Origin of the sequence: Candidatus Thioglobus sp. (assembly GCF_028599055.1) — a bacterium.
Classification (GTDB): domain Bacteria; phylum Pseudomonadota; class Gammaproteobacteria; order PS1; family Pseudothioglobaceae; genus Thioglobus_A.
In genome coordinates, this window is record NZ_JAQRMS010000089.1 from 1 (window position 1) to 4,827 (window position 4,827).

Genomic DNA, 4,827 nt, shown 5'->3' on the forward strand with positions numbered 1-4,827 from the left:
TCTCCGATACTGACAAGCTCACAGATAAAAGAGTGTGATTGTATTTTCGTATTTTTTCCAATTGTTGTATTTTTCTGAATCTCTACAAAAGGCCCTACGAAAGAATCATCTCCAATCGAACAACCATACAAATTCACTGGCTCAATAATGGTTACATTGCTACCAAAATCTACATTCTTAATACTTATAGACTTTAAATCCATTTTTAGCTTTTTTGTCCCAATCGACGATGTTTAGGTTGGAATTTTAAAAATACCTCTTTCCCAGTTTCTGCAGACTCATAAATTGCGCTAATTAATTCTATACTTTTACGTCCTTGTAGTCCGTCAACTAAATTAGCACTTCCATTCACTATACAATCAACCACATGTTCATAATATGCCTGATGCCCAAAACCGTACACATTTGGAGGGTTAACTGAAAACTCTTCTAAAACACTAGAATCACCCTCTTGCTCATCTTCAAAGACCCATGTCTGCATTTCATTGACTGCAACACCACCCACTACAACTGTTCCATGTGCGCCTAAAATCGATATAGACCCTTCCAAGTTTGTCGGCCTTGTTGCGGTTGTCGCTTCAATAATTCCAAGGGCGCCATTTTTAAATTTTAGAGCAACAATGGCTGTATCTTCTGTTTCCACATCGGCCAATGCTGTCGTCATCTTTGCAAAAACACTTTCAACATCGCCCATCATCCATTCAAGCATATCTACATGATGACTAGCTTGATTTGTCAATACACCGCCATCCATAGCCCAAGTCCCTCTCCATGGATCTTGATCATAATATGCTTGATGCCTTGCCCATCTAACCCTGACAGTGCCCAAGGTTAACTTTCCAAATCTGCCGGCATCTAAGGCTTCTCTTAGCTTGACTACAGGAACATTAAATCTATTTTGTTTAATAACAAACAATTTAACATCATTTGCATCACATGCATAAATCATATTTTCCGTATCTTTAATAGTTAGCGCCATAGGCTTTTCAACCATTATATGTTTGCCATACTTAGATAAGTTGATTACATGCTCTGCATGAAGTCCACTAGGCGTTAAAATAACAACAACATCTATGGATTCAGATTTCATCATCTCATCCATCTCTTGGTATGATGACACCTTAAATTGTTCCGCTATTTTGTTTGCCTTATCAATCACATTGTCACAAACAGAGACTAATTTCGCCCCATTAATTTCATTAAAGCCCAACAATTCAGAATGGCGCTTTGCAATACGCCCACACCCTACTAATGCAAAATTCAACATATAAACCCCTGTTTAATGATTGCCAAATAAATCTCTTGTAAAAATCTTACCCTTAACATCTTCCATTTCGTCTTCCATTCTATTAACAATAATAACATCACTATTTTTTTTGAATTCATTTAAATCTACGATTACTTTTGAATTAAAGAATTCAGTCTCACCTTGTCCAGTTAAGACTGGCTCATATATGACCATCTCAATGCCTTTATCTCGAATACGTTCCATAATTCCTTGTATGGATGACGCTCTAAAGTTATCAGAGCCCGCCTTCATGATGAGTCTATAAACACCTACAACCTTCGGCTGTTTGGCGATAATAGAATTTGCAATATAGTCTTTTCTAATGGAGTTAGAATCAACAATAGCGTCAATTAAAGCATTAGGCACGCCTTTGTAGCTAGCTTTAAGTTGTTTAGTGTCTTTAGGTAAGCAATAACCCCCATAACCAAACGATGGATTATTGTAATTAGGTCCAACTCTTGGATCGAGACAAATGCCTTCAATAATTTGTTTCGAATCTAAATTGTGCGCCATTGCATAGGAGTCTAACTCATTAAAGTATGAGACTCTCATAGCCAAATAAGTATTACTAAAAAGTTTAACTGCTTCTGCTTCAGTAGAGTCTGTAAACAAGACGTCGATATTCTCTTTTATAGCGCCTTCTTGCAGAAGGTTAGCAAACACTTCGGCTCTATCTGATTGCTCACCAACAATAATTCGTGATGGGTAGAGATTGTCATACAGCGCTAAGCCTTCTCTTAAAAACTCTGGAGAGAAGATGATGTTATCAATATTAAACTTATCTTTAATGCTTTGAGTGTATCCAACCGGTACGGTTGATTTAATAACCATTGTAGCCTTAGGATTAATGTCAATCACATCTTGAATAACCGCTTCTACCGAAGCGGTATTAAAGTAGTTGTTAGTAGTATCGTAATCAGTTGGTGTGGCAATGATGACAAAGTCTGCGTCTTTATAGGCGAGCTCTTTATCTAGTGTTGCAGTAAAGTTAAGGTTTTTATTAGCTAGGAAATCTGTAATCTCAGCATCAACAATAGGAGAGATTTTATTGTTAAGTTGTTCAATCTTCTCAGGGATGATATCAAGGGCAACAACCTCATGGTTTTGAGACAAAAGCATGGCATTGGAAAGGCCGACGTAGCTGGTGCCTGCTATGGTGATTTTCATTTAACTACTCCTAATAATTGCTTGATCATTTGTCGATATAAGTTTTTTATTGAAAGATTGTTTACTTGAATTGTACAACGGCTACCGCACTGCAAACCCTTAAATGTTGGTTAGCAGTAGCAATAATATTAAGAGGGTTATTTTAGACCATTAAGAAGATATTGAACAGAATAAATTGATATTTTACGCAAAAAAAAAGCGTTTATAAATAGACCTATTTGAGACGTTTAAGAGGAGGATTAGGGACACGTACCTAATTATTTGCAATTATACGATATTATCGCACGTGTGCATGTATTAACCCTGTATCCTGAAAACACAACAGCTACTGCATTGCAAACCTTGAATTATGGTTAGCATTGCATTCTGTTCAATACCCCCTTGAGGGGTAAAAAAAAGCATTTGTTAATGGTTTATATTGGAATGCATTATGATTAATAAATTGAAAACTGTTTGTATTCAATCACTTCAACACCATTACTAAGGTCAATAGATTTACCACTATAAGCAACAATGCTACGTGATAACTGAGAATTGGTTTTAGAAAAAGCCAGAAGTCCTTTAGCAAATTTAGCATGCCAAGTTGATGCTGACTTGACTTCAACACCAATAAGACCTTGTGTGGTTTTACACAGCAGATCAATCTCAACTCCGTTACTATCCCTAAAGAAGTACAGGTCTGCATTATGGCCTTGGTTGTATCTACTCTTTAATGCTTCTATCACGATGAGATTTTCAAATATATTGCCAACCAATGGATCACGGCTTACCTGCTCTGGCTTTTCAATACCGAGTAAATAAGCCAACAAACCGACATCAGTAAAATAGTATTTAGGCGATTTAATGACACGCTTACCAAAATTATCAAAATAAGGGGGTAGTTTAAATACCATAAAAGAGGCTTCCAAAATTGAGAGCCATTGTTTGATCGTGACTGAACTAACCCCGACATCATTGCCTAGTGATTGGTAATCCACCAATTGCCCTACTCTTCCTGAAAGCAGCTTCATAAATTTTTCAAATAAGCTGTCATCTTTAAGCTTGATTAACTGCCTAACATCTCTTTCAATATAGGTTTGGTAATAATTTGAATAGGCGCGATGAGGTCTTTGATTTTGATCATAAATTCTTGGCATAAATCCATGAACAACATACGACTCAAAATCATCAAATTCAAGCCTTGCAGATTTTAACTCTGCAATAGAGAGTGGCAATAAATGTAGGATTCCTGTACGACCGGCCAGTGATTGTGATACTGCAGCGCGTAATTCTAATTGATGAGAGCTTGTTAGTACAAACCTACCGTTGATATTTTCATTGTCAACAATGCCTTGTAAATAACTTAGTAAATTAGGCGTTCGTTGTATTTCATCAAAAATTGTCCTACCTTGATATCAATTTAAAAAAGCTTTAGGGTCTTCAATTGCAAACGCTCAGTTTTAGTTTGGGTAATTAGTTTGGGGACACGTACCTAATTATTTTTTCGGGCCTGGTTTTTGACGGGTTAATATTCGATTTAGCTGTATTTCCATCTTTTGAATGAAATCTTTTTTTCCTAATGGCAACCCATTTTTAGCATGCTTCTGCATCTCAATAGTGTCATCTTTCCTAGAGAGGTTAAGGTATGTGTCCCAATCGTCAACCATATCCAGCAAGAGTTTTGGTTTAATAATATCTAGTTCGTCTTTACCTGATAGATGCGCATGAACACTACTGTAAAGATAGTCTTGTGGCTGTTTAACCATACCTGCCTTTACGGGGTTAAGCTCAACATATGCCGCTGCTCTTAGCAAGTAAGACTCATCCATCGGAAATGAAGAGAATCGCCCTTGCCACAAAAATCCAGACCACTGTTTACGCTTGTTGATCATTTTGGTATAGTTTTTATGTGTCTCGCCAATTGCTTTTGACAGCGCGCTTTCCTCCTGGGGTGAGACAATGAGGTGTACATGATTGGTCATCAGACAATAGGCCCAGATATCAACCTGCTGTTTATCGCAATTATGCTTCAGTTGCTTTAGATAGTATTGATAATCAGACGGCTGGAAAAACACATCCTGACGCCTATTACCACGCTGTGTAATGTGGTGTGGATATCCAGGGAGTACAACTCTTGCTTGTCTTGCCATAGTGACAGTATAACAAAATAATTAGGTACATGTCCCCGAATTATAAAGAAATTTTTTTAACAATTTTTCTTTCTTACTCATGAATAATATGGTACCATAATTTAGTTACAAATTCAACAAATTGTATGCGTCCATAACATATTGCACTTTTTCTCATACTTTGTTTCATTGATTTTAATATAATCCACTGGCGATATTTGCCCAAGTGCGTAATGTGGCCTCTTCAGGTTGTACCAAAGCAAA

Annotated in this window: 4 protein-coding genes and 1 pseudogene; all 5 read right to left on the minus strand. The window is 36.9% G+C overall.

Annotated features, from left to right (window positions below; all coding sequences use genetic code 11):
• Window positions 1-203: pseudogene (locus tag PSN35_RS06005) on the minus strand (N-acetyltransferase); the annotation flags it as partial.
• 2 nt (window positions 204-205) lie between these two features.
• Window positions 206-1,267: a Gfo/Idh/MocA family oxidoreductase gene (locus PSN35_RS06010; protein ID WP_300030838.1), complete on the minus strand. Its 1,062-nt coding sequence runs from the start codon at window positions 1,265-1,267 to the stop codon at window positions 206-208.
• 12 nt (window positions 1,268-1,279) lie between these two features.
• Window positions 1,280-2,455, minus strand: coding sequence for a nucleotide sugar dehydrogenase (locus tag PSN35_RS06015; protein ID WP_300030841.1), 1,176 nt, complete (start codon window positions 2,453-2,455; stop codon window positions 1,280-1,282).
• A gap of 434 nt (window positions 2,456-2,889) precedes the next feature.
• Window positions 2,890-3,834, minus strand: a complete 945-nt coding sequence (locus PSN35_RS06020; protein WP_300030846.1) for an ATP-binding protein — start codon at window positions 3,832-3,834, stop codon at window positions 2,890-2,892.
• Between the two features lie 96 nt (window positions 3,835-3,930).
• Entirely contained in the window at window positions 3,931-4,584 is a 654-nt protein-coding gene (locus PSN35_RS06025) for a transposase (RefSeq protein WP_300030843.1), read from the minus strand.
• Between the last annotated feature and the right edge of the window lie 243 nt (window positions 4,585-4,827).